Source organism: Microbulbifer magnicolonia, from assembly GCF_035117725.1.
In the GTDB taxonomy this organism is placed as follows: Bacteria; Pseudomonadota; Gammaproteobacteria; order Pseudomonadales; family Cellvibrionaceae; genus Microbulbifer; species Microbulbifer magnicolonia.
Genome location: NZ_JAYEFD010000002.1, coordinates 654,508 through 678,986 on the forward strand (window position 1 = coordinate 654,508; position 24,479 = coordinate 678,986).

General features: G+C 63.6%; 22 protein-coding genes. 20 read left to right on the forward strand and 2 right to left on the reverse strand.

Annotated elements, in window-relative coordinates; genetic code table 11:
* Positions 1–102: 102 nt before the first annotated feature.
* The 14 genes from rsmG to RRF64_RS12160 all read left to right on the forward strand — a co-directional run bounded on the left by rsmG (position 103) and on the right by RRF64_RS12160 (position 12,091).
* A complete protein-coding gene (gene rsmG / locus RRF64_RS12095; RefSeq protein ID WP_323846141.1) occupies positions 103–762 on the forward strand; it encodes a 16S rRNA (guanine(527)-N(7))-methyltransferase RsmG in 660 nt (219 codons plus the stop codon).
* 144 nt (positions 763–906) lie between these two features.
* Positions 907–1,728: a ParA family protein gene (locus RRF64_RS12100; protein ID WP_323846142.1), complete on the forward strand. Its 822-nt coding sequence runs from the start codon at positions 907–909 to the stop codon at positions 1,726–1,728.
* An 11-nt stretch (positions 1,729–1,739) separates the two neighbouring features.
* Complete coding sequence (locus tag RRF64_RS12105) at positions 1,740–2,639, forward strand: ParB/RepB/Spo0J family partition protein (protein ID WP_323846143.1); 900 nt, start codon at positions 1,740–1,742, stop codon at positions 2,637–2,639.
* Positions 2,640–2,886: 247 nt separating this feature from the next.
* Positions 2,887–3,261, forward strand: coding sequence for an ATP synthase subunit I (locus RRF64_RS12110; RefSeq protein WP_323846144.1), 375 nt, complete (start codon positions 2,887–2,889; stop codon positions 3,259–3,261).
* Between the two features lie 43 nt (positions 3,262–3,304).
* Complete coding sequence (gene atpB, locus RRF64_RS12115) at positions 3,305–4,231, forward strand: F0F1 ATP synthase subunit A (RefSeq protein ID WP_323846145.1); 927 nt, start codon at positions 3,305–3,307, stop codon at positions 4,229–4,231.
* 78 nt (positions 4,232–4,309) lie between these two features.
* Positions 4,310–4,558: a F0F1 ATP synthase subunit C gene (gene atpE, locus RRF64_RS12120; RefSeq protein WP_067084854.1), complete on the forward strand. Its 249-nt coding sequence runs from the start codon at positions 4,310–4,312 to the stop codon at positions 4,556–4,558.
* A gap of 69 nt (positions 4,559–4,627) precedes the next feature.
* Positions 4,628–5,098, forward strand: coding sequence for a F0F1 ATP synthase subunit B (locus RRF64_RS12125; RefSeq protein ID WP_323846146.1), 471 nt, complete (start codon positions 4,628–4,630; stop codon positions 5,096–5,098).
* 12 nt (positions 5,099–5,110) lie between these two features.
* A complete protein-coding gene (locus tag RRF64_RS12130) occupies positions 5,111–5,647 on the forward strand; it encodes a F0F1 ATP synthase subunit delta (protein WP_323846147.1) in 537 nt (178 codons plus the stop codon).
* A 49-nt stretch (positions 5,648–5,696) separates the two neighbouring features.
* A complete protein-coding gene (atpA, locus tag RRF64_RS12135; protein ID WP_323846148.1) occupies positions 5,697–7,241 on the forward strand; it encodes a F0F1 ATP synthase subunit alpha in 1,545 nt (514 codons plus the stop codon).
* Between the two features lie 72 nt (positions 7,242–7,313).
* Positions 7,314–8,174, forward strand: a complete 861-nt coding sequence (atpG, locus tag RRF64_RS12140) for a F0F1 ATP synthase subunit gamma (RefSeq protein ID WP_323846149.1) — start codon at positions 7,314–7,316, stop codon at positions 8,172–8,174.
* A 62-nt stretch (positions 8,175–8,236) separates the two neighbouring features.
* Positions 8,237–9,640 (forward strand): F0F1 ATP synthase subunit beta, encoded by a 1,404-nt coding sequence (gene atpD / locus RRF64_RS12145; protein ID WP_323846150.1) that lies wholly within the window; start codon positions 8,237–8,239, stop codon positions 9,638–9,640.
* 18 nt (positions 9,641–9,658) lie between these two features.
* On the forward strand, positions 9,659–10,078 hold the full coding sequence (locus tag RRF64_RS12150) for a F0F1 ATP synthase subunit epsilon (RefSeq protein WP_323846151.1): 420 nt from the start codon (positions 9,659–9,661) through the stop codon (positions 10,076–10,078).
* A 190-nt stretch (positions 10,079–10,268) separates the two neighbouring features.
* Entirely contained in the window at positions 10,269–11,261 is a 993-nt protein-coding gene (gene rssA / locus RRF64_RS12155) for a patatin-like phospholipase RssA (RefSeq protein WP_323846152.1), read from the forward strand.
* Positions 11,262–11,458: 197 nt separating this feature from the next.
* A complete protein-coding gene (locus RRF64_RS12160) occupies positions 11,459–12,091 on the forward strand; it encodes a glutathione S-transferase family protein (protein WP_323846153.1) in 633 nt (210 codons plus the stop codon).
* A gap of 91 nt (positions 12,092–12,182) precedes the next feature.
* On the opposite strand, the gene RRF64_RS12165 is transcribed toward RRF64_RS12160, so the two are convergent.
* Positions 12,183–15,524, reverse strand: coding sequence for an amidohydrolase family protein (locus RRF64_RS12165; protein WP_323846154.1), 3,342 nt, complete (start codon positions 15,522–15,524; stop codon positions 12,183–12,185).
* A gap of 195 nt (positions 15,525–15,719) precedes the next feature.
* A complete protein-coding gene (locus RRF64_RS12170; protein WP_323846155.1) occupies positions 15,720–16,610 on the reverse strand; it encodes a cation diffusion facilitator family transporter in 891 nt (296 codons plus the stop codon).
* A gap of 147 nt (positions 16,611–16,757) precedes the next feature.
* Between RRF64_RS12170 and glmU the strand changes: the two genes are divergently transcribed.
* The 6 genes from glmU to glmS all read left to right on the forward strand — a co-directional run bounded on the left by glmU (position 16,758) and on the right by glmS (position 24,477).
* Complete coding sequence (gene glmU, locus RRF64_RS12175) at positions 16,758–18,119, forward strand: bifunctional UDP-N-acetylglucosamine diphosphorylase/glucosamine-1-phosphate N-acetyltransferase GlmU (protein WP_323846156.1); 1,362 nt, start codon at positions 16,758–16,760, stop codon at positions 18,117–18,119.
* Between the two features lie 262 nt (positions 18,120–18,381).
* Entirely contained in the window at positions 18,382–19,485 is a 1,104-nt protein-coding gene (gene pdhA, locus RRF64_RS12180) for a pyruvate dehydrogenase (acetyl-transferring) E1 component subunit alpha (protein ID WP_323846157.1), read from the forward strand.
* Positions 19,485–20,480 carry an alpha-ketoacid dehydrogenase subunit beta gene (locus RRF64_RS12185; RefSeq protein WP_323846158.1) on the forward strand — a complete coding sequence of 332 codons (996 nt, stop codon included), beginning with the start codon at positions 19,485–19,487 and terminating at the stop codon, positions 20,478–20,480. The genes pdhA and RRF64_RS12185 overlap by 1 nt, the downstream gene beginning before the upstream one ends.
* A complete protein-coding gene (locus tag RRF64_RS12190) occupies positions 20,477–21,667 on the forward strand; it encodes a dihydrolipoamide acetyltransferase family protein (RefSeq protein ID WP_323846159.1) in 1,191 nt (396 codons plus the stop codon). Before RRF64_RS12185 ends, RRF64_RS12190 begins: the two co-directional genes overlap by 4 nt.
* Positions 21,668–21,815: 148 nt before the next feature.
* Positions 21,816–22,586, forward strand: a complete 771-nt coding sequence (locus tag RRF64_RS12195) for a DeoR/GlpR family DNA-binding transcription regulator (protein WP_323846160.1) — start codon at positions 21,816–21,818, stop codon at positions 22,584–22,586.
* Between the two features lie 61 nt (positions 22,587–22,647).
* Positions 22,648–24,477 (forward strand): glutamine--fructose-6-phosphate transaminase (isomerizing), encoded by a 1,830-nt coding sequence (gene glmS / locus RRF64_RS12200; RefSeq protein ID WP_323846161.1) that lies wholly within the window; start codon positions 22,648–22,650, stop codon positions 24,475–24,477.
* Positions 24,478–24,479: the final 2 nt, after the last annotated feature.

The following is a 24,479-nucleotide window of genomic DNA, read 5'->3' on the forward strand; positions in this document are numbered from 1 at the left end:
CGGCGGGAGTCTACCGGGCTCGGATCGCGGCCACCGGTCGCGCCTACAGTCGCAACTGAAGCCCCGCGGGGTGAATTGGGGGATCCGACAATTTCTCTGCAGATGGAAGAATTTCGCCCGCGCCTGCGGGAGGCCGCGGCACAGCTGTCGGTCGAGCTGAGCGCCGGGCAGCAGGACCTGTTGCTGGAATACCTGGCGTTGTTTTCGCGCTGGAATGCGGCCTACAACCTGTCCGCCATCCGCGATCCACAGCAGATGCTGGAGCGGCACATCATCGACAGCCTCAGCGTGGTGAACCTGTGCGGCGACGGCCCGCTGATCGATGTCGGCAGCGGCGGCGGCCTGCCCGGCATTCCGCTGGCGATAGTCCACCCGGAAAGGCCGGTGACCCTGCTGGACAGCAACGGCAAGAAGACCCGTTTCCTGTTCCAGGTGGCGACGACGCTGCCGCTGCCCAATGTGCAGGTGGCCAATGCGCGCGTGGAAGAATTCGAGCCGGCGCAGAAGTTCGCCGCAGTCGTTTCGCGCGCCTTTGCCTCCGTTGTGGACATGGTGCGCGGAAGTGAGCACTTGCTAGCGCCGGGGGGAAGGTTTTACGCTATGAAGGGCAAAGTGCCGGAAGATGAGTTGAGCGCACTTCCAAAAGGGATTAAGGTCGAGCGAGTGCACCCCCTGTCGGTACCGGGTTGCGACGCGGATCGCCACCTTATCGTCCTCGCCCGCGAGCCCGACATGATAGAGGGGCGCGGCAGCCTGGCGTAAATCCCGCAAATTGAGACTCTGAATTTTGCAATACCTGTGCACTCCCTGTTCACGGAGAGGAGTGCCCACTGATGCCGGCTTTCCGCGGCGAAACTCGAAAAGCATCCGGGAGAGCGCTTTTCGGGAGAACAAAGGATAAGAACCTTGAGCAAGATATTTGCTGTGGCCAACCAGAAAGGTGGTGTGGGCAAGACCACTACCTGTGTCAATCTGGCCGCTTCCCTGGTCGCCAACAAGCGCAGCGTGCTGCTGATCGACCTCGATCCCCAGGGCAATGCCACCATGGGCAGCGGGGTGGACAAGAGTGAGCTGCAGCTGTCAGCGTACGATGTGCTGGCCAGCGAGCTGCCGGCGCGCAAGGCGATAGTCACCACCGAGAGCGGTTACGACCTGATGCCCGCCAATGGCGATCTGTCTGCCGCCGAGGTCGAGCTGCTGAATATGGAGGGGCGCGAATCGCGCCTGCGCCGCGCCCTGCGCGATGTCGCCGACCAATACGATTACATCGTCATCGACTGCCCGCCGTCCCTGAATATGCTCACGGTCAACGCCCTCTGCGCCGCGCACGGGGTCTTGATCCCAATGCAGTGCGAGTACTACGCGCTCGAAGGGCTGTCCGCACTGGTCGACACCATCACCCAGATCCAGCGCGCCGCCAACCCGGGGCTGAAGATCGAGGGCATACTGCGCACCATGTACGATCCCCGCAACAGCCTGACCAGTGATGTGTCAGAGCAGCTGTCTGAGTATTTCGGCGAGCGCCTCTACCGCACCTGCATCCCGCGCAATGTGCGCCTGGCGGAGGCCCCGAGTTTTGGCAAGCCGGCGCTGGATTACGACCGCCACTCGAAGGGCGCCATTGCCTACCTGGCGCTGGCCGGCGAGATGACCCGCCGCCACGCCGCCAATCCCGGTGCTGCTAACCAAAGTTCCAACCACGGCCGCCCGGCGGCGGAAGCGGGTTAAGAGGTAATACTATGGCCGCCAAACGCAAGGGGCTGGGCCGGGGCCTGTCTCACCTGATCAGTAACAACGCCAGCGATGCCATCGCGGTCGCCACCGGTGAGGGTGCGGCGAAGATCGCCGACGGCGAACTGCGCGAACTGCCGATCGAATTCCTGCAGCGTGGCCGCTACCAGCCGCGCCGCGACTTCCCGCAGGAATCCCTGCAGGAGCTGGCCGACTCGATCCGCGCGCAGGGCATCATGCAGCCGATCGTGGTGCGCCCGGTCGGCGAGCACAAGTACGAGATCATTGCCGGAGAGCGCCGCTGGCGCGCCGCCCAGCTGGCGGCACTGGACCGGGTGCCGGCGCTGATCCGCGAGGTGCCGGACGAGGCCGCCATCGCCATGGCGCTGATCGAGAATATCCAGCGCGAGGACCTGAATCCCATCGAGGAGGCCGCGGCGCTGAAGCGCCTGCAGGACGAGTTCCAGCTGACTCAGCAGGAAGTGGCCGATGCGGTGGGCAAGTCCCGCACCGCGGTGACCAACCTGCTGCGCCTGCTGAGCCTGACCGATGAGGTGCGCACCTTTCTCGAGCGCGGCGACCTGGAGCTCGGGCATGCCAAGGCCCTGCTCGGCCTGGCCGGCGAATCGCAGCGGGCCGCGGCGCGCCAGGTGGTGGAGCGCGGTCTCACCGTGCGCCAGACCGAAGCTCTGGTGCGCCGCCTGCAGCAGCAGGCGCTCCATCCCGCGCCGGCCAAGCCGAAGGAGGATCCGAATATCCGCCGCCTGACCGAGCGTCTCGCGGAGAAGATCGGCGTGCCTGTCCACATCGATCACAGCGACAAGGGCGTCGGCCGGCTGGTGCTGAAATACAGCAGCCTGGACGAGCTGGACGGCATCCTCGCCCATCTGGGGTACCGTGAGGATTGACCCCCTCCACCATCGGGCGGGGAAAAGTTGCGCCTTTTTGGCGCGCGGAGCTTTGGTTGGCAAACACTTACTACGCTGATTAATTGCGCGCAAAAACCATAGAAAATTAAACAACTTGGCGACATTTGCCGGTTGAACCGGCAATGCGGTTGCTCCTATAATTCGCACGCCCAAAATTTGGGCGGAAAGCGCACTGAAACGTCCTGAACAATCAGGTCTTAGCAACCAGGGTCGGCTTGTCCCGCCTATGACAAAACCCCCGGTGTTCGTAATAGCCGCGGTACAGCTCCTGCTGGTATCGGCCGCGGCTGCGGTATTGCACCTGTATGACAGGCCAGTGGCTGCGCTCTCCGTGATTCTCGGCGGTGCCCTGTGCGCACTGCCGAATGCGTATTTTGGTCTGCGCGCCTTTCAAGGGCACCCGCGAGAACGCGGTGCGCGCGCAGCAAACCGGGTGGTAGGCAACTTCTACCGCGCGGAAACGGGCAAGTTTGTCTTGACCCTGCTGGGATTTGCGGCGGTATTCGCCGCGGTCAGGCCGCTGAATCCGGCGGCCCTGTTTATCGCCTACGGCCTCTGTGTGATCGTGCATTGGCTCCTGGTGGCGCGCCTGGTCCGCTGACCGGCACGGTAAAGAATTCTTAATTTACGATTGTTGAGGAACTATGGCAGGCGAAGCTCAAACCGCGACGGAGTATATCCAACACCACCTGCAGAATATGGCCTACGGCAAACTGCCGGCCGGCTATACCCGCGCAGATGGTACTGTGCTCAGTGAGCCCACCTGGACCCTGGCCCACTCTTCGCAGGAAGCTGCGGACATGGGTTTCTGGGCCGTTCACCTGGACACCCTCGGCTGGTCCATCGCCCTGGGCCTGCTGTTCTGCTTCCTGTTCGCCACCGCCGCCAGGAAGGCCACCGCGGGCGTGCCCGGCGGCCTGCAGAGCTTTGTCGAGCTGGTCACTGACTTCATCGACAGGCTGGTCAAGGAAACCTTCCCGCACCGCAACAGCATGGTCGCCCCGATGGCGCTGACCATCTTCGTGTGGGTCTTCCTGATGAACCTGATGGATCTGATCCCGGTGGATTGGCTGCCGATGGTCGCGGCCAAGGCTTCCGGCAACGATCACCTCTTCTTCAAAGTCGTGCCCACCACCGACCCCAATGCCACCCTGGGCATGGCGCTGGCGGTGTTCGCGCTGATGATTATCTTCAGCATCAGGGAAAAGGGCGCGCTCGGCTTTATCAAGGAGCTGACCCTGCACCCGTTCCACACCGGCAAGTGGTACTTCGACATCCTGCTGATCCCGTTCAACTTCCTGCTGGAAGCGGTTTCCCTGATCGCCAAGCCGATCTCTCTCGGCCTGCGTCTGTTCGGCAACCTCTATGCGGGCGAGATGATCTTTATTCTGATCGCGATCGTGTTCGGCGTGGGCGTACTGGGCTTTATCGGCGCCGGCCTGATGCATATGGGTTGGGCGATTTTCCACGTACTGGTCATCACCCTGCAGGCATTCGTGTTCATGGTGCTCACCACCGTGTATATGGCGATGGCACACCATCGCGATGAAGAGCACGAGCACGACCAGTAGTACTGAATAAAAAGTTTCGACAGTTAACCCTTTAATCAACCTTTACAACAACTCTTTACCTTTAATTTGGAGAACACAATGGAAGCATTAGGTCTGGTTTACATCGCGAGCGCACTGCTGATCGGTCTGGGCGCACTGGGTACCGCTATCGGTTTCGGCACCCTGGGCGGCAAGCTGCTGGAAGGTTCTGCGCGTCAGCCGGAACAGGCTCCGGCCCTGCAGGGCAAAATGTTCCTGATGGCGGGTCTGCTCGACGCCGTGCCGATGATCGGTGTTGGTATCGCCATGTACCTGATCTTCGCGGTAGCTCCTGGTCTGGCTGGTTAATTCCATCGTTCCAATTGCCCTTAACCCCCCCGTTCTTTTGATAAAGAGCAAAGAGCAAGAGGTGTCGGTGTGAATATCAACCTGACTCTAATCGGCCAGTCGATTACCTTCCTGTTTTTCGTCTGGTTCTGCTGGAAATTTGTCTGGCCGCCCCTGCTGGGCGTGATGAAGGAGCGCGAGCAGAAGATCGCGACCGGTCTCCAGGAGGCCGAGCGCGCAGGTAAAGACCTGGAGCTGGCCAAGCGCAAGGCTGCCGAGCAGCTGAAGGAAGCCAAGGAGCGTGCTGCGGAAATCATCGATGGCGCCAACAAGCGCGCCAACCAGATTATCGATGAAGCCAAGCAGGCTGCCCTGACTGAAGGTGACCGCCTGAAGTCCGCGGCCAAAGCGGAGATCGACCAGGAAGTGAACCGCGCCAAGGAGCAGCTGCGCAGCCGCGTTGCCGAGCTGTCTGTTGCCGGTGCGGAGAAAATTCTCTCGGTCAATATCGACGCCAAGGTGCACGACGATCTGATCGAAAAACTGGCAGCCGAGCTGTAAGCGAGGAACCCCATGGCGGAACTCAGCACACTGGCCCGGCCCTACGCCAAAGCGGCATTCAGTTACGCGCAGCAGGCCTCCGACCTCGCCGGTTGGAGCGCTGCGCTCGCTACTGCGGCGGCGGTCAGCCAGAGCGAAAAAGTACGTGAGTTGCTGGATAACCCGCAGCTCACCAGCGATCAGCGCGCAGATAAATTCCTGTCGATCTGTGCAGATGAGCTCGGCGATTCCGGAAAGAATTTCATCCGGTTGCTGGCGGAGAACCATCGCCTGGTTCTGCTGCCGGAGATTTTCGAGCTGTTCGAGACGCTGAAAGCGCAGGCGGAAGCCACCCTGGATGTCGAAGTGGTATCCGCGCGCCCGCTCAGCGATGCGCAGGCGCAGCAGTTGACCCAGGCGCTCAGCAAGAAGTTCGAACGCGAAATCCATCTGCACAGCTCGGTGAACGAAAGCCTGCTGGGCGGCGCGATCATCCGAGCCGGTGACACGGTCATCGACGGCACCGTGCGCGGCCGTCTGGCCAAGCTCGCCGAGGCGATGAACTCCTAAATTTCTTTCCCGGACTGCGCATGGAGTCCGGGGACTTGAGGAACAGAGCATGCAGCAACTGAATCCCTCTGAGATCAGTGAAATCATCAAGAGCCGCATCGAGAATCTCGATGTGAGCACTGAAGCCCAGAACGAGGGCACCATTGTTTCCGTATCCGACGGTATCATCCGCATCCACGGCCTGGCCGATGTGATGTACGGTGAGATGATCGAGTTCGAGGGTGGCGTCTACGGTATGGCGCTGAACCTGGAGCGCGACTCTGTCGGTGCGGTAATCCTGGGCGATTACAAATCCCTGGCCGAAGGTCAGAAGTGCCGCTGCACCGGTCGCATTCTGGAGACCCCGGTGGGTCCGGAACTGCTGGGCCGCGTAGTAGACGCGCTGGGCAATCCGATCGACGGTAAAGGTCCGGTAAACGCCAAGCTGACCGACGCGGTGGAAAAGGTAGCGCCCGGCGTTATCGCGCGTCAGTCCGTAGACCAGCCGGTACAGACCGGTCTGAAAGCGATCGATACCATGATCCCGATCGGCCGCGGCCAGCGTGAGCTGATCATCGGCGACCGCCAGATCGGTAAGACCGCCGTTGCCATCGATGCCATCATCAACCAGAAAGGCACTGGCATTAAGTGTATCTACGTTGCGATCGGCCAGAAGCAGTCTTCTATTGCCAACGTGGTGCGCAAGCTGGAAGAGCACGGTGCGATGGATCACACCATCGTGGTTGCCGCCGGCGCCGCCGACCCGGCCGCGATGCAGTTCCTGGCGCCGTACGTCGGCTGTTCCATGGGCGAGTACTTCCGCGACCGCGGTGAAGATGCGCTGATCATCTACGACGATCTGACCAAGCAGGCCTGGGCCTACCGCCAGATCTCCCTGCTGCTGAAGCGCCCGCCGGGCCGCGAAGCTTACCCGGGTGACGTTTTCTACCTGCACTCCCGTCTGCTGGAGCGCGCCGCGCGCGTCAACGCCGATTACGTCGAGAAGTTCACCAACGGCGAAGTGAAAGGCAAGACCGGCTCCCTGACCGCGCTGCCGATCATCGAGACCCAGGCCGGCGACGTTTCCGCGTTCGTACCGACCAACGTGATCTCCATTACCGACGGCCAGATCTTCCTGGAAACCGACCTGTTCAACGCCGGTATCCGCCCGGCGATCAACCCGGGTATCTCCGTATCCCGCGTTGGTGGTGCGGCGCAGACCAAGGTGATCAAGAAGCTGTCCGGTGGTATCCGTACGGCGCTGGCCCAGTACCGTGAACTGGCGGCATTCTCCCAGTTTGCCTCCGACCTGGACGAGGCCACCAAGGCCCAGCTGGACCACGGCGCGCGCGTTACCGAGCTGATGAAGCAGAAGCAGTACTCGCCGCTGTCTATCGCGGACATGGCTGTTTCCGTTTACGCCGCCGACAAGGGTTTCCTGAAGAACGTGGAAGTTGCCAAAGTGCTCGACTTCGAATCCGCCCTGCTCGCTTACATGAACAGCGAACACGCAGAGCTGATGGCAAAAGTGAACAGCACCGGTGACTACAACGACGAGATCGACGCAGCGTTCAAGGCTGCCATCGAGAAGTTCGTCGCCACCGGTAGCTGGTAATTCCGCCTCCGGCCCCCGCCCGTCGGGTGGGGGCCGGAATGAAGGAAGAATCGAGCAAAAAGGTAAATCACAATGGCAGGCGGAAAAGAAATACGCACAAAAATTGCCAGCATCAAGAGCACGCAGAAGATTACCTCCGCGATGGAAATGGTCGCGGCGAGTAAGATGCGCAAGGCTCAGGATCGCATGGCACTGGGGCGTCCATACGCCCAGCGCATACGCGCGGTGATCGGCCACGTCGCCCACGCCAATGCGGAATACCAGCATATCTACCTGCAGGAGCGCGAGGCCAAGCGGGTCGGATTTATCCTGGTATCCACCGACCGCGGTCTGTGCGGCGGCCTGAACATCAATGTGTTCAAGGCGGCTATCCGCGAAATGCAGGCCTGGTCGCAGAAAGGCGTCGATGTCGAGATCTGTGCCGTAGGTAACAAGGCAGCCGGTTTCTTCAACGCCATCGGCGGCAAGGTCGTCGCTGCGCTGCGCGACCTGGGCGACGAGCCCCAGGCAAACAAGCTGATCGGCTCGGTCAAGGTGATGATGGACCGCTTTGCGGAGGGCGATATCGATCGTCTGTTCCTGGTGTCCAACGAGTTCATCAACACCATGTCGCAGAAGCCGCGCGTCGAGCAATTGCTGCCGCTGCCGAAAGACGACGACGAAATGCTGAAGCACGAGTGGGACTACCTCTACGAGCCCGATGCCGTCGAGTTGCTGGATGGCCTGCTGGCTCGCTATATCGAGTCCCAGGTGTACCAGGCAGTGGTTGAAAACAAGGCCTGTGAGCAGGCCGCGCGCATGATTGCAATGAAGAACGCCACCGACAACGCCGGTGACCTGATCGACGATTTGCAGCTTGTGTACAACAAGGCGCGCCAGGCGGCCATCACGCAGGAGCTGTCCGAGATTGTGGGCGGCGCCGCAGCGGTCTGATCTCCTGGAGTTCGCAGGCGAACGGGCGGCCGAAGACAGAATTTAAAGTTGAGGATCCGGAAATGAGTAACGGACAAATTGTGCAAGTGATCGGCGCGGTCATCGACGTGGAGTTTCCACGCGATTCCGTACCGAAGGTCTACGACGCACTCGTGTGTGAGGAAAAGAACCTCACCATGGAAGTGCAGCAGCAGCTGGGCGATGGCGTTGTACGCGCTATTGCGATGGGTTCTTCTGAAGGTGTGAGCCGCGGACTGGCGGTGACCAATACTGGAGCGCCGGTCTCCGTGCCGGTCGGCCACGAGACCCTGGGCCGCATCATGGACGTACTCGGCAACCCGATCGACGAATGCGGCCCTATCGGTGAGAAAGAGCGCGCCTCCATTCACCGCGCTGCCCCGAGCTACGAAGAGCTGGCCAGCTCCAACGACCTGCTGGAAACCGGCATCAAGGTCATCGACCTGGTGTGCCCGTTCGCCAAGGGCGGTAAGGTCGGCCTGTTCGGCGGCGCCGGCGTGGGCAAGACCGTCAACATGATGGAACTGATCAACAACATCGCCACCGAGCACTCCGGTCTGTCCGTGTTCGCCGGTGTTGGTGAGCGTACCCGTGAAGGTAACGACTTCTACCACGAGATGCAGGAAGCCGGCGTTGTGAACGTCGAGGACTTCAGCAAGTCCAAGGTAGCGATGGTGTACGGCCAGATGAACGAGCCGCCGGGCAACCGTCTGCGCGTGGCCCTGACCGGTCTGACCATGGCGGAAAAATTCCGTGACGAAGGTCGCGACGTACTGCTGTTCGTCGACAACATCTACCGCTATACGCTGGCCGGTACCGAAGTATCCGCCCTGCTCGGCCGTATGCCGTCTGCGGTAGGTTACCAGCCGACCCTGGCGGAAGAGATGGGTGTGCTGCAGGAGCGTATTACCTCCACCAAGACCGGCTCTATTACCTCCATCCAGGCGGTTTACGTACCGGCGGACGACAACACCGACCCGTCTCCGGCCACCACCTTCGCGCACCTGGACTCCACCGTGGTGCTGAGCCGCGACATCGCCGCCAAGGGTATCTACCCGGCTGTTGATCCGCTCGACTCCACCTCGCGCCAGCTGGACCCGCTGGTGATCGGCCAGGAGCACTACGAAGTGGCCCGCGGCGTGCAGTCCGTACTGCAGCGCTACAAGGAGCTGAAGGACATCATCGCCATCCTGGGTATGGACGAGCTGTCCGAGGAAGACAAGCAGATCGTTGCGCGCGCGCGTAAGATCGAGCGCTTCCTGTCCCAGCCGTTCCACGTGGCGGAAGTATTTACCGGTGCACCGGGCAAATACGTACCGCTGAAAGAAACCATTCGCGGTTTCCAGGGTATCCTGAACGGCGAATACGACCACATGCCTGAGCAGGCCTTCTACATGGTAGGCACCATCGACGAAGCGGTGGAAAAAGCCAACAAGGCGAAGGGCTAAGCGACAGAGGCAGACAATATGGCCATGACAGTACATTGTGACGTTGTCAGCGCCGAGCAGTCGCTCTTCTCCGGACTGGTGGAGATGGTGATCGTGAGCGGGATCGAAGGGGAGCTGGGCATCTCCTACGGTCACGCGCAGCTGCTCACCGCTCTGAAACCCGGTCCGGTGCGCATCATCAAGAAAGGTGGTGAAGAGGAAGTGCTGTTCGTCAGCGGCGGCTATGCCGAGGTGCAGCCGAGTATGGTGACCATCCTCGCGGATGTAGCCGAGCGTGAAATCGACGAAGAGGCAGCGGAAAAGGCCCGCGAGGAAGCGGCCCACGCCCTGCACAAGGCGCCCTCGGAAATCGACTATGCGCGCATCTCCGCCCAGCTGGCCGAAGCCGAAGCGCGCCTGCGCACCCTGCAGGCAATCCGCAAGGCGGCGGGCAAGTAAGCGGCGCTGACTTTCCTGTAAGAGCCTGCTCGCCGGCACACAAAAAAAGCAGCTTCGGCTGCTTTTTTTGTGACCCTCTTCTTTACTCTTTCTCTGCGACGGAACTCGTGTACCCTGCCTTGCGAGCGCATGCGCCGCACAGTCGCCGCGGCAGCCTCAACGCACAACATCGAAAAGGGGCATATCGCCAGTGAACAGCAACCATGAACCCCGTATCGGTATCGCGCTCGGCAGCGGTGCCGCCAAGGGTTTTTCCCATATCGGTGTGCTCAAAGCGCTCGACCAAATGGGCATACGCCCGCATGTTGTGGCGGGCACTTCGATGGGGGCTTTCGTCGGCGCAGCTTATGCAGCTGGCCACTTGGAAGCGCTGGAGGAATGGGTCCGGCGGTTGGATAACTGGCAGGTTTTTTCTCTGCTGGATATCAACTGGACCTTGAGCGGCGGTGTGCTCGGCGGCAAGAAGCCGTTCAATGCCTTCTTCGATAACATCGACCACCAGCGAATTGAAGATCTCCCGCTCCCTTTCACAGCGGTCGCCACAGATCTTCACAGCGGCCAGGAGATCTGGCTGCAGCGCGGCAATCTGCGCGACGCGGTAAGCGCGTCCTGCGCCATTCCGGGACTCTTGTCACCCAAGCGCCTGTCGGACCGCTGGCTGGTTGATGGTGCCGTGGTGAACCCCGTGCCCATCGACGTCTGCCGCGCTATGGGTGCAACCCGGGTGATTGCGGTGGATGTAACCGAGGATGGTGCACCGTTGCAGGACCGACAGCAGGGCATGGTGAAGAAAGTCGTGAGCAAAGCGACCCCGGTGCCTGAGGTGGAATCCGCCGCCGTGGTGGAGGAGATGGCCGCGGCATCACAAGAACGCGACGCCCTTTCTTTCAACACCCTGGTGGCGCAGGGGAAGGCGCAACTCGCTCAACTGACGGTGCGCCTGGGGAGGAGGGGGCAGGACGCACCCGGTATGCTCGATACCATGTCTTCCGCCATGGAGATTCTCGAGCGGCGACTCAAGCGCAGCCGCCTGGCAGGCTCTCCGCCTGACGTATTGATAATGCCTAAAGTGCGAGATATCGGTGGCATGGAGTTCGCCAGAGCAGCGGAAGCGATAGACGCCGGCGAAGCCGAAGTGCAGCGCCTGCGTACCTGGCTCGAAGACATGGTTCAGCACGACTGACCCGGCTCCCAGGGGGGCTATGTCAGGGACAGCGGGTTCGGCCGCGAGCTAGTCGCACATAGTCTACTAACGCGACCGAGTGTCCCCTCTGCCTCGAATACCGCTTGGCTGACCCGTTTTGGCGCGCATATCCCTCGTGCGAACTGGCATTTGATGCCTAAATTGCCGCGGCTTCAACAACCTTCAGGGAGAGAGCGATGAGCCAGGAATTGATTTTCTACACCAACCCCCAGTCACGCGGCCGCATAGTGCGCTGGATGCTCGAGGAAGTCGGCGTCCCCTATAAGACGGAACTACTCGAATACGGCGGCTCGATGAAGTCGCCCGAGTATCTGTCTATCAATCCGATGGGCAAGGTACCGGCGATAGTGCACAGCGGCAATGTGGTCACGGAGTGTGCCGCCATCTGCGCCTATCTTGCCGAGGTTTTCCCGCAGGCGGGGCTGGCGCCGCGGGACGACAGGGAGAAGGCCAACTTTTACCGCTGGCTATTCTTCACCGCGGGTCCGGTGGAGGCGGCGGTCACAAACAAAAACGTTTTCGGCAGTGAGCCGGATGCCGACAAGCAGATGATGCTCGGCTACGGCAACTATGCGAATACCATGGACACACTGTCACTGGCGGTAAAAGCCAATCCATTTATTGCGGGCGAGCGCTTCACCGCCGCCGATGTCTATGTCGGTTCCCACATCGGCTGGGGCATGCAATTCGGCACCATGGAGAAGCGCCCCGAATTCGTCGACTACTTCGCGCGCCTGCAGGAGCGCCCCGCGATCAAGCGCGCCGCCGAGCTGGACGATGCGCTGGTAAAGGAAACCAGCGAGGCCTGACGGCAGCCTTTCCTCTCCATTAAAAAAGGCCAGCGGGTTCTGCCCGCTGGCCTTTTCTATGGTGTCGCTACACCTGGCACATCAGTGCACATCAGTGCACCCAGTGATGCCGCTCCATTTTCTGCTGAATGGCCTCGGCCGTCGGCGCCGGCATGGCGCTGATCGGCAGGCGCTCGTGGAAGAACGCCAGGCGCTCCTCGCTGTCCAGCTCGTTCATCGTCTCCGCCTCGAAGAAGCGGCCGTTGATCACCGTGTAGGTGATGTTCTCCGACCGGCGCAGGTTCTCGAGCGGGTTGCCGTCCACGACGATCAGGTCCGCCAGCTTGCCCGGCTCGATGCTGCCGATATCCCTGTCCATGCCCAGGTAGCGGGCGCCGTCGATGGTGCCGGCGCGGAAGGCTTCCCAGGGGGTAAAGCCGCCCTGCTCCATCATCCACAGTTCCCAGTGGGCGCCGAGGCCCTCGCGCTGTCCGTGGGCACCGATATGCACCGTCACACCCCTGTCGCGCAACTGCTTGGCATGGCGCGCCACGTTGACATGGTTGTAGTGGGCATCCGGCGCGGTGGGGCGGCGGATCGAGCGCGGGTTGACGATAAAGTCCGGTGTGAAGCGGGTCAGCCGCTGGTTCTTCCACACTTCGGTGCGGTCGTACCAGTAGTACTCGCCCGACAGGCCGCCGTAGGCCACGACAAAGGTGGGCGTGTAGCCGACACGGGTCTGGCTCCACAGCTGCTCCACGTCGGCGTAGACGTTGGCAATCGGCAGCGAGTGCTCGACGCCGGTGTGGCCGTCCACAATCATGTTCATGTTGTGCTGGTATTTGCCGCCGCCCTCCGGCACCACCATGATGCCCTGCTCACGGGCGGCCTGCAGAACCTGCTGGCGCTGTTCCCTCCTGGGCTGGTTGTAGCTCTTCACGGAAATCGCACCCATCTCCTTCAGGCGCCCCACGTGGAACTGGGCGTCCTCCAGCGAGTTGATCTTGGCCTTGTAGCCCGGACCCTTGGCGCCGTAGAGGATGGTGCCGGTAGAGAAGATGCGCGGCCCGGTGATGATGCCGGCCTTCTGCATCTCCGCGGCGGAGAAGATCTCGCTGCTGTCGTTGGACGGATCGTGAATGGTGGTGACACCGAAGGCGAGGCTGGAGAAGAGATTCCAGTTCTGCTGCGGAATTATCTCCTCGCGACCCTGAGCGCCGTGGGCGTGGGCGTCGATCAGGCCGGGCAGTACAGTCTTGCCGCTGACATCGATACGCCTGGCGCCCGCGGGAATTTCCACCTCGTCCGCCGCGCCCACCGCGACTATGCGGTTGCCACGGAACAGCACTGTGCCATTTTCAATCACTTCCTGCGACTTTTCCGCGTCGCGCATGGTGACCACGGTGCCGCCGGTCAGCGCCACGAGGTTGCCGTGGTTCTCGAACCTGTGGCTGAAGCTGAGATCCAGCCCCTCGGCTACCGGCTCCGGCAACTCCGCAGGCGCGCCGCCGACAAAGGCAAAGGCGTCCTTCAGCTCCCGCTCATAGAGTTTCGGCCCGTGGGCCCAGCCCAGGGTGTCACTGTCCGCGGACCAGTGCAGGTTCTCGCCGGCGCGCTTGGAGACCTGGGTAACCGCCACCGCTTTGCTGTCCGGTCCTATGGCCTCGGACTTGCCGGTGTGCATAAACGGCGCCACATAGGCCTTGAAGTCCTGGGTAAAGGCCACCCAGCGGCCGTCCGGGGACAGGCGGAAGGAGGTGATCTCGGCGCCGTGCAGGTGCTCGCGCTCGTCCTTGCCGTTTGTGTCGACGCTCTTCAGCACCCGCTTGCCGCCACCCTCGTGCACGAAGTCGGAGAAGTAGATGCGGTCGTCATCGGCGCCGAAATGGGGCTCGAAGCCGGACTTGACGATGCGGCGCTGCCAGTCGCCGCCCGCGTCCGCGAGGTAGATGCCCGGCTCCAGCGAATACTCGGGGCTCAATAGATAGCCGCCGGTGAAGCGGCGGAAGGCCACGGTGTCGCCACTCGGCGAGAAAGTCGGTTCGACATACAGGCCCGGCTGGCCGGTGATATTCTCACCGCGGCCGCTGCGGGCGGAAACCACGCGCACGTGGCCGAGCTTTTCATCGTCCCAGGTCACATAGGTGATCTGCCGGCCGTCGCGGGACCAGCTGGGGTAGAGCTCGAAGTGGTCATCCTGGCGGGTCAGGCGGCGGCGCTCGCCGCTGTCCACGTCCTGGATATAGATCTTGCCCAGGGCCTGGAAGGCGATCTGCTTGCCGTCTGGCGACTTCTGCGCCCAGCGGATCATCTTCACATCGAACTCTGCCGGCGCCACCTCCACCGGGAAGCGCACCGCCTCGGCCACCTGCTTCTCGACTTTAACGTGTGCGGCGATCTGCTTGACGTCACCGCCATCGGCGGCGATGCGCAGGAATCTGCCCCCGGTCCAGACAACCAGGGACTCGCCGTCGGGCATCCAGTCGTACTGTACATAGTTGCCGTGCGAGCCAAAAGTTTCCTGCAGGTCGCGCTCCAGCCCCGAATAGACCGGCGTCTCCAGACCGGTTTCCAGATCTTTCAGGAACAGTGTGGTCTTGTTGTCCTGACGGCGGATAAAGGCCAGCTGCCTGCCGTCCGGTGACGGCACCGGCGCTATGGCGCCGCCGGGTCCGGAGATGAAGGTCTCCTCCACACCGTCCTGCAGGTCATAGCGGTTGATGGCGAAGATCTGCTGGGTGGAGTTCTTGTTGTACTCCCAGACCGTGCCTGGCGTGGTATCGATGGAGTAGTAGATATAGCGGCCATCCGGGGAGAAGGCCGGATCGGCGATGTTCTTCTGCGCTATATCGCCGCCGAGGCGCGCCTTCAGCTGGCGACCTTCGCCGCCGCCGAAGTGGTACATCCAGATCTCGCCGGCGGCAATGCTGCGCCCGGACATAAAGCCCTTGCGCGCGACCAGGTACTGGCCGTCCGGACTCCAGTTGGGCGAATGCAGCAGGTTTTCCTTCTCTTTGGTCAGCTGGCGCAGGTTGTCGCCGTTGCGCTCCATGACCCAGATATTGTCGGCGCCGTCGCGGTCGCTGACGAAGACGATGGACTTGCCATCGGGGCTGAAGCGCGGCTGCATGTTCCAGGCGATCTCGTTGGTCAGCGCTTTCGCCTCGCCGCCGGCTATCGGCATCTCGTAGATGTCGCCGAGCATATCGAAAATGATGGTTCTGCCGTCCGGGCTGATATCCAGGTTGCTCCAGGTGGTCTCGCTGGTGTCCAGCAGGATCGGTTTGAATTCATAAGGGGGCTTGTTGACGTTCCAGGATTCGGCCTGTTTCTTTTTATCCAGGTTCGCTTCCGCGGCAGGGGACTCGGCCACCGCCGTCAGCGGCAGGGCCAGCGCCAGCGCCGTCAGTCCCAGCAGCCGCTGGCACAATTTCGCCGATTTATTGTGGGTCATTCAAAAATCCTTCTGCCGGCCGCTCGAGCCGGCGCTTTGTCAGATTGTTATTCGTCAAATGCAGTCGATTATTTGCACCCCGTAAACTACTGGTAATGGCCGGGGGCGGCAAATCATTTGCGTTAGCCTTCCCTGCAACGGGATGACTGGAAACGACGCTCTGGTCTGGGGCAGGAGAATGTCGGCAGCGATGGCTTAGAGGTAATCGGGATCGGTGGTGAAGACCACGTCGAATTCCTGCTCGGCGACGTATGCGCTCATGCGTTCGGTCACCAGCTCCCGCCACTCATCGGCCTGTTCCACCGGTGCGTTGCTGTAATTTTCGTCGAGCAGAATCCGCGCGTGCAGGTAGAGGGAGCGGCCGGTTTTCGTCATGCTGAGCGACCAGCGCTGCCCGGGTATATTGTGCATGGCGGCAGCGAAGGCGCTGCGGATCTCCCGCTGCACTGTTGCAGAGGGCGCGGCGAGCAGCACCTCCATCAGGTTGCGGTACAGAATGCGCGCGGGGACCGGCAGCATCACCGCCACCATGACGATCACCATCCAGGCGTCGACAAAGGGCAGCCAGCCACCCAGCAGCTCGCCGAACTGCCAGACAAACGCGAAAGCGCAGAGCACCACCCCACTCAGAACCGCGTCCATCAGCCAGGCGAAAGAATCGACTTCAATCAGCGTTGAACCGGACACGCGGGCAATGCGCCGCAGCACCAGGTAGACCGCCAGGCAGCCGGAGCTGGCGACAACCGCATAGAAGGTGGCGATACCGGCCTCCAGCGAGCGGCCGCCCTGGTAGAGCGCGGCGATCGCCGAGGACAGTGCCATCAGCATCACGCCGAGTATGACCATACTCTGCAGGACGTTGAATGCCGGCTCGAAGCTGGCGTAACCGAATGGAAAGCGGCGGTCGGCACTGCGCCTGATCAGGCGCGAAACGCTCAGCATTACCAGCGACATGACAAAGTTAACCAGGGAAAACACGCCATCCAGGAAGATCGCCTCAGATTTCGCCTGGTAGGCGAAAATAAAGCCGAGCGCCGCCATCGACAGGCAGCCGACAATCGAAAGCCAGAGACCTCTTGTTTCCACCGTGTCCTCTTTTCCACTAATGCTGATAAGACGGGTAATTCTAACGGTTGCGAAGCCGTACTTCCCGACGTCAACTTGTAGTCGATTCGCGAAGTGGCCACAATTCGCAGCCATTATTGCCAATACAGAAAGTGAACCAGAGTTCCCATGAGTATCGATATCGTAATCCTCGCCGCCGGCAAAGGCACCCGCATGCGCTCCGACCTGCCCAAGGTGCTGCACCCGATCGGCGGTGTGCCCATGCTGGGCCGGGTCATCGAGGCCGCCCAGCAGCTCGGTGAGGTGGAAATCACCGTGGTGATCGGCCACGGCGCTGAGCTGGTGCGTGAGCGCTTCGCGGACAGCGGCGTCAGGTTCGTCGAGCAGACCGAGCAGCTGGGCACCGGTCACGCCGTCGCCCAGGCGATCCCGAATTTCCGCAGCGGCTCCACCGTGCTGGTGCTCTATGGCGATGTGCCGCTGGTGAAAACCGGCACATTACAATCGCTGCTGTCGGCCTCCGACAAGGGCCCGGCGCTGCTGTCGGTGGAGATGGCCAACCCGGCCGGCTACGGCCGCATCGTGCGCGACGACGCCGGCCGCGTGCTGGCCATCGTCGAGGAGAAGGACGCCGATGCGGACACCCTCGCCATCCGCGAAGTGAACACCGGCATACTGGCCGCGCCCGCGGACCTGCTGTCGCGCTGGCTGCCGGAGCTGTCCAACGACAACGCCCAGGGCGAGTACTACCTGACCGATGTGATCGCGCGCTCGGTCAGCGAGGAGATCCCGGTCACCGGCGTGCGCTGCCCGGATCCGGTCGAAGTGGCCGGCGTCAACAGCCGCGTGCAGCAGGCACAGCTGGAGCGCGCCCTGCAGCACAGCCGCGCGCTGGCGCTGATGAATGCCGGCGTGACCCTGCTGGACCCGGCGCGCATCGACGTGCGCGGCCGCCTCGAGTGCGACGCGGATGTCAGCATCGACATCAACTGCGTGTTCGAGGGCGAAGTGGTGCTCGGCAAGGGTGTGCAGATAGGCCCCAACTGCCTGCTGAAAAACTGCCGCCTGGCCGACGGCACCCGCGTCGAGGCCAACTCGATCATCGAGGAGGCCGAAGTCGGCCAGGCCTGCACCATCGGCCCCTTCGCGCGCCTGCGCCCCGGCACCCAGCTCGCGGACGGCGCCAAGGTCGGCAACTTCGTCGAGACCAAGAAGGCCAAGATCGGCCGCGGCAGCAAGGTCAATCACCTGTCCTATGTCGGCGATGCGATCGTCGGCGCGGGCGTGAACATCGGCGCCGGTACCATCACCTGCAACTACGACGGCGTGAACAAGTCTGTGACTGAAATCGGCGATGGCGCCTTTATCGGTTCCAACACCGCGCTGGTCGCGCCTGTGACCGTCGGCGCCGGCGCCACCATCGGCGCCGGCTCCACCATCACCCGCGAGGTCGGCAGCGACGAGCTGGCGGTGGCGCGGGGCAAGCAGCGCAACATCTCCGGCTGGCAGCGCCCGACCAAGAGGGACTGACGCAGCTTGCACTGGACGGGGAGTTTGCGCCGGCCGCAGGCGAGCAGGGTGCGAGGTCCTGCCGCGGGTGGCCGTCCGGGAAAAGCGCCGCGGCTGGAAAATAGGACCGATCAGGTTTTTTGCCGGGCGGCCACCCGCGGCGGGACCGATCGAAGCTCTCCCCTCTTCAGGCCGGAAATCCGGCGCGGAACCCCTCCTCTGCGCCGGCGGCCCTGCCCCCATCCCCTACACTTGCGCATCGGGAACATAAGGAAAAAACCCGATGCACAAACCCAGAATGCATCTGCTCGCGTCATTTGACATCGCCCATCTGCAATACCTCGACGAACAGGGCCGCGCGACGCAGGCGCTGCCGGACTTCGCCACCCCGGATACGCTGCAGGCGCTCTATCGCCAGATGGCACTGGCGCGGCTGGTCGATGATCGCGCGGTCAAGCTGCAGCGCACGGGGCAGCTGGGCACCTACCCCTCCAGCCTCGGCCAGGAGGCGATCGGCGTCGGCGTCGGCGGCGCCCTGGCAAAGGACGATGTCTACTGCCCCTACTACCGCGAAACCGGCGCGCTGCTCGAGCGCGGCGTCGAGATAGAGGAGATTCTCGCCATCTGGGGCGGCGACGAGCGCGGCCAGGACTACAAACACGCCCGCGAGGACCTGCCGCTCTGCATTCCCATCGCCACCCAGCTGCTGCACGCCGCCGGCGTCGCCTTCGCGCTCAAGTACAAGCACGAGCAGCTGGATGAGCCGCCGCGGGCGGCGGTGACCTGCGCCGGCGACGGCGCCACCTCCAGGGGCGACTTCTACGAAGCGCTGAATATCGCCGGCGTCTGGCGGCTGCCGGTGGTATTTGTGGTCAACAACAACCGCTGGGCCATCTCGGTGCCGCTGGCCGCGCAGACCGCCAGCAGGACCATCGCCCAGAAAGCCATCGCCGCCGGCATCCCCGGGCTGCAGGTCGACGGCAACGATGTGATCGCCGTCCGCGCGGCGGTGGCGGACGCGGTCGGCCGCGCGCGCGCCGGCCAGGGTCCCACGCTGATCGAGGCCACCAGCTACCGCCTGTGCGACCACACCACCGCCGACGATGCCGGCCGCTACCAGCCTAAAGAGGAAGTGCGCGAGGCCTGGCATAGCGAGCCGCTGGTGCGCCTGGGCCTCTACCTGCGCGGGCGGGACCTCTGGAGCGACGAGCAGGAGGACGAGCTGCAGCGGGAACTGGCCGAGATTCTGGAGCGCGCCCTGCGCGCCTATACCGAGCGGCCCCGGGACAGGGCCACCGCCATGTTCGACCACCTCTATGCCGAGCTGCCGGAGGCCTACCTCGAGCAGTACGAGCAGCTGGCCCAAGCCGGTGAGGGGGAAGACTGATGGCGCAGATCACGCTGGTGGAAGCGATCACTCAGGCGCTCGCCTATGAAATGCAGGCGGATCCCCGGGTCTTGGTGTATGGCCAGGATGTCGGCCGCAATGGCGGCGTCTTCCGCGCCACCGAGGGCCTGCAGCAGCGCTTCGGCCCCGCGCGGGTGCTCGACACGCCGCTGGCGGAGACCATGATCGGCGGCATCGCCGTGGGTATGGCGGTGCAGGGACTGCGGCCGGTGGCCGAGTTCCAGTTTATGGGCTTTATCTATCCCGGCCTGGACCAGATACTCAGTCACGCCGCGCGCTTTCGCAACCGCACCCGCGGGCGCCTGAGCTGCCCGATTGTCTACCGCGCGCCCTATGGCGGCGGCATACACGCGCCCGAGCACCACTCGGAGAGCACCGAGGCGCTGTTCGCGCATATCCCCGGTCTGCGCGTCGTGGTGCCCTCCTCGCCGGCGCGGGCCTACGGTCTGCTGCTGGCCGCAATCCGCGACCCCGACCCGGTGATCTTCCTCGAGCCGAAACGCATCTACCGCGCGGTGCGCCAGGAGGTGCCGGACAGTGGCGAGGCGCTGCCGCTCGACCGCTGCTTCGTGCTGCGCGAGGGCGCCGATGTCACGCTGATCGCCTGGGGCGCCTCGCTGAAGGAGACCCTGCGGGCGGCGGAACGGCTGGCCGAGGAAGGTATACAGGCAGAGGTCGTAGATCCGGCCACGCTCAAGCCGCTGGATATCCAGGGCATTATCGACTCGCTGGAGAAGACCCGCCGCTGCGTCGTGGTCCATGAGGCGGCGCGCTTCTGCGGTCTGGGGGCGGAGATAGTCGCACAGCTGAACGACTACGCCTTCGACCTGCTCGATGCGCCGGTGCAGCGGGTCACCGGCTACGACACGGTCATGCCCTACTACCGGCTCGAGGACAGCTACCTGCCCGGCGTCGAGCAGATACTGGCCGCGGTGCGGACGGCACTGGACTATCCGGATGGGGGCCGCGCATGAAGATTTTCAAGCTGCCGGACCTGGGCGAGGGATTGCCGGACGCGGTGATCCGCGAGTGGCATGTGCGGGAGGGCGAGACCATCGCCGCGCATCAGAGCCTGGTCACGGTCGAGACCGCCAAGGCGCTGGTGGAGGTGCCCTCCCCCTGGAGCGGCACCGTGGAGAAACTCTTCGCCGCCGTGGATGAAACCGTCAATGTCGACGAGCCGCTGGTGGGCTTTGCCGAGAAAAAATCCCCCGAGGTAGCCCCCTCTGCAGGAGCGGCGGGGCGGCCATCCGCCGGTGGCCGCGATCGGACAGAGAAAGAGGAAAAACCGTCTGACTCAGGCACCGTCGTCGGCAAGATCGAGCAGAGCCGCGAGGTGCTCGGCGCCGAGATTGCGCCCACCGCGGTCCCGCGCCGGCTGGCCACGCCCTCGGTGCGCGCGCTGGCGCGCCGCCTCGGCGTCGACCTGACGCAGCTGACACCGGGGGGCGAGCGCTTCACCGCCGCAGAGGTGCGCGCGGCGGCAGAGCAGATACCCGAAAGCAAAGAGAAGGTACGGCCCCCGGCCAAACCGGCGCCCGCGCCCGCGCAGATGTCCCCGGCTCGCCGCGCCATGGCGCTGGCGATGAGTCGCGCCCGCGATCAGGTGGCGCCGATGACCCTGTGCGACCAGGTGGATATCTCCGCCTGGTGGGGGCAGGAGTCCGCCACCCTGCGCCTGATCCGCGCGATACAGCGGGCCTGCGAAGCCGAGCCGAACCTGAATGCCCTCTACGAGGACGAACGGCTCAACCCGGCAGAAAGCGTCAATATCGGCCTGGCGGTGGATTCGCCACGCGGGCTCTATGTGCCGGTGCTCAGGGATGTGGCCGCCAGCGCTGACGAAGAAATACTGCAGCAGATCGAGGACTACAAGGCGCAGGCGCGCGAGTCCGGCATCGCCCAGCGGGACCTGCAGGGCGGCACCATACTGCTGTCCAACTTCGGCGGCATGGCCGGCCGCTACGCCACGCCGGTGGTACTGCCGCCAACCGTGGCCATCGTCGGTGCCGGGCGGACCTTTCAGGGCGTCGTGGCGGTGGACGACCGGCCGGCCGTGCGGCCGCTGCTGCCGCTCTCGGTCAGCGCCGATCACCGCGCCGTGACCGGCGGCGAGCTGGCGCGCTTTCTGAAAGCGCTGCTGCGGGCCCTCGCAGGCTGAATCGTGGGAGCCTGCCCTGCAGGCGACAAATCGCGATGCCTTTCTCTTTCGCCAGCAGGGCTGGCTCCCACCGGGAAGCGAAAAAATTCTGTGGCAATTTGGGTTTCGACTCGCTATCTTTAAGTTTCGAAGCGAAACTTATTCTGCCATGTCCAAACGCAACACCCAGCAGCGCCGCCACCAGATCCTCGCCCTGCTCAACGAAGCCGGCGAAGCCAGCGTGGAGCAGCTCGCGCGCCAGTTCGAAACATCCGAAGTTACGATCCGAAAGGACCTGACCGCGATGGAGAACCACGGCCTGCTGCTGCGCCGCCACGGCGGTGCCATACCGGTGCCGCGGGAGCTGGTGCTGGAGGAGGCGCCATCCGAGGTCAAGCGCGCCATCGGCCGCGCCGCCGCGGCGCTGATCCCGGACCACCACCGCATCGTGATCGACTACGGCCGCACCACCGCGGCGATGATCCCGGAACTGGAGCGCAAGCGCGGCCTGGTGGTGATGACCAACTCGCTGCACGTGGCCAACGCCCTGCGCGAGCTGGAGAACGAGCCCACGCTGTTGATGACCGGCGGTACCTGGGATCCGCACTTCGAGGCCTTCCAGGGCCAGGTGGCCGAGCAGGTGCTGCGCGGCTACGACTTCGACCGCGCCTTTATCGGCGCCGACGGCATCGACCTGGCGCGCGGCACCTGCACCTTCAACGAACAGATAGGCCTGTCGCGGGTGATGGCGGAAGTGGCGCGCGAAGTGGTGGTGCTGGCGGAATCCAGCAAGGTGGGCCGCCGCATCCCGAACCTGGAACTGCCCTGGGCGCAGGTCGACACCCTGGTGACCGACAGTGGCCTGGACGAGGACATCCGCCGCCAGCTGGAAGCCAAGGGCGTGCGGGTTATCTGTGCTGAAGTGAGTATTTACGCCTGACCAGAAGCCCGAGTGGCGGGGACTGGCGCTATATTTTTTAGAGATTACCGAGGTTGATGCTATGTGTGGAATCGTAGGTGCGCTGGCCCAGCGCAACGTCAATGAAATCCTGCTGGAAGGCCTGCGCCGGCTGGAATACCGCGGCTACGATTCCGCCGGCGTCTGCCTGCTGGACGGAGATCACCAGCTGCAGCTGCGCAAGAGCCAGGGCAAGGTCGCGGACCTCGAGGCCCGGCTCGCCACCGCTCCCGCCGCCGGCCGCCTCGGCATAGCCCACACCCGCTGGGCCACCCACGGTGCCCCCTCGGACCTGAACGCCCACCCGCATATGTCGGGCCCGATCGCGCTGGTGCACAACGGCATCATCGAAAATCACCAGGCCCTGCGCGCGGAGCTGCGCGAAATGGGTTACCAGTTCATCTCGGATACCGACACCGAAGTGGTGGTGCACCTGATCCATTCGCTGACCGACGAGGGGCTCAACCTGCTGGCCGCGGTCACCGCCGCCATCGCGCGACTGGAAGGCGCCTACGCGCTGGGCGTCATCAGCGCCGAGGAGCCGGACGTGCTGGTCTGCGCCCGCTCCGGCAGCCCGCTGGTGGTGGGGGTCGGCATCGAGGAGAACTTTATCGCCTCCGATCCCATGGCCCTGCGCCAGGTTACCGACCGGTTTATCTATCTCGAGGAAGGCGATGTAGCCGAGATCACCCGCGCCGGCATCGCCGTGCGCGACCAGCGCGGCGAGGAGGTCTGCCGCCCGGTACACAAGCTGAACGGCGGCCACGACGCCGCCGACAAGGGCCGCTATCGCCACTATATGCAGAAGGAGATCTTCGAGCAGCCGACCGTGGTGGAGGCCACCCTGGCCGGCCGCATCGGCGACAAGTCGGTATTGTCCGAGGCCCTGGGGACGCGCGCCCACGAGATACTGCCGGAAGTGAAACAGGTGCAGATCGTCGCCTGCGGCACCAGTTACCACGCCGGCCTGGTGGCGCGCTACTGGATCGAGGACTGGGCCGGCATCCCCTGCGCGGTGGAAGTGGCCAGCGAGATCCGCTACCGCAAGACCGCGGTGCGCCCGGGCACCTTGTTTGTCACCATCTCCCAGTCCGGCGAGACCGCGGACACACTGGCCGCCCTGCGCCAGGCGAAGGAACTCGGCTACCTGGCGTCACTTACTATCTGCAACGTCCCCAACAGCTCGCTGGTGCGGGAGTCGGAACTGTCGCTGATGACCGAGGCGGGCCCGGAGATCGGCGTCGCCTCCACCAAGGCCTTCACCACCCAGCTGGTCGCACTGCAGCTGTTCTGTATCGCGCTGGCCAAGGTCAACGGCCTGAGTGCTGCGCGCGAGGCGGAGCTGGTCAAAGCCCTGCACCAGCTGCCGCAACTGATGGAGCAGTTCACCGGCCTCGACAAGCTGGTGCAGGACACCAGCGAGGCCTTCGCCGAGAAGCACCACGCGCTGTTCCTCGGCCGCGGTGTCGAGTACCCGATTGCGCTCGAGGGCGCGCTGAAGCTGAAGGAGATCTCCTACATCCACGCCGAGGCCTACCCGGCCGGCGAGCTGAAGCACGGCCCGCTGGCGCTGGTGGATGCGGATATGCCGGTCATTGTGGTAGCCCCCAACAATGAGCTGCTGGAGAAGCTTAAATCCAACCTGCAGGAAGTGCGCGCCCGCGGCGGCCAGCTGTTCGTATTCGCCAGCCCCAAGGCCGGCTTCGCCAGCGAGCCCGGCGTGACCGTGGTCGAAGTGCCGGACGCGCCCGAGAGCCTGGCGCCGATCCTCTACACGGTGCCGCTGCAGCTGCTCAGCTACCACGTGGCGCTGCTGAAGGGCACCGACGTGGACCAGCCGCGCAACCTGGCCAAGTCGGTCACCGTCGAGTAATT